The sequence below is a fragment of the Phaeobacter sp. B1627 genome (assembly GCF_006265095.1).
GTDB lineage: Bacteria > Pseudomonadota > Alphaproteobacteria > Rhodobacterales > Rhodobacteraceae > Epibacterium.
This window is the reverse complement of the sequence record NZ_VCNK01000109.1, coordinates 1-878: the sequence shown is the minus strand read 5'-3', so window position 1 is coordinate 878 and position 878 is coordinate 1. Positions and strand designations below refer to the sequence as shown.

Here is an 878-nt window from a genome sequence, read left to right as displayed (position 1 = left end):
AAGCGGCGCTGCGTCCGAACTTGAAGGCAGTTTCCGAGAAAAGCCAGGATCAGCTCGACCTGCAAGCTTTGCATCGTGTGCGATCACGTTTGGTGTCGCGCCGAACTGCGACGATCAATCAGATCCGGGCCTTCTTGATCGAGCAGGGCATCACTGTCCGCAAAGGTCTACGCGCCCTGAAGAATTCCTTTGAAACGATCCTGGAGGAGCGCAAAGATGAGATATCACCCCGGATGCGTTCGATCCTGATCGGCCTCTATGGCGATTGGATGTGGATGGATGATCGCATCGATAAAGTATCGCAAGAGATCGAAGAGATCAGTCGAACCGAAGAGAACTGCGTTAACGTCATGACGGTGCCTGGAATTGGTCCAATGATCTCGACTGCCATGGTCGCTGCCATTGGTGAAGGGGAAGCCTTCGATCGAGGACGGGATTTTGCTGCATGGGTCGGGTTGGTACCCCGTCAATATAGCACCGGCGGTAGAACGGTGTTGGGGCGCATATCCAAGCGCGGCAGTCGATATCTGAGGATGCTGTTCGTTCAGGCTGCAAAGATTATCATGATGCGTCCGCATCGGTGGCCAGACTTCAGCTTTGGTGAATGGCTCGCGCGCGCATCGGAACGGATGCACCGCAACAAGGCCGCTGTTGCGCTGGCCAATAAGCTGGCGCGCATGGCTTGGAGCATCTTGAGACATAAAACGGCGTTTGATGCGCCCAGAGACGAGGTCGCCATCGGCATCTAAGCCGAGACGCCCCAAAGGAGTTCGCGATAGATAGAAATCATGGAACGGAATAATTACGCCCCCAGAATCTGACGGCCCAAATGGTCACAATCGACCTGTCCGCTAATGAGATCACGGCGCGTGCGTAAC

1 protein-coding gene is annotated in these 878 nt (G+C 55.1%); it reads left to right on the top strand.

Annotation, left to right across the window (positions count from 1 at the left end):
* Nucleotides 1-749, top strand: a 749-nt coding sequence (locus FGE21_RS19885; RefSeq protein WP_139665129.1) for an IS110 family transposase, incomplete at its 5' end; no start/stop codon positions are given.
* Nucleotides 750-878: the final 129 nt, after the last annotated feature.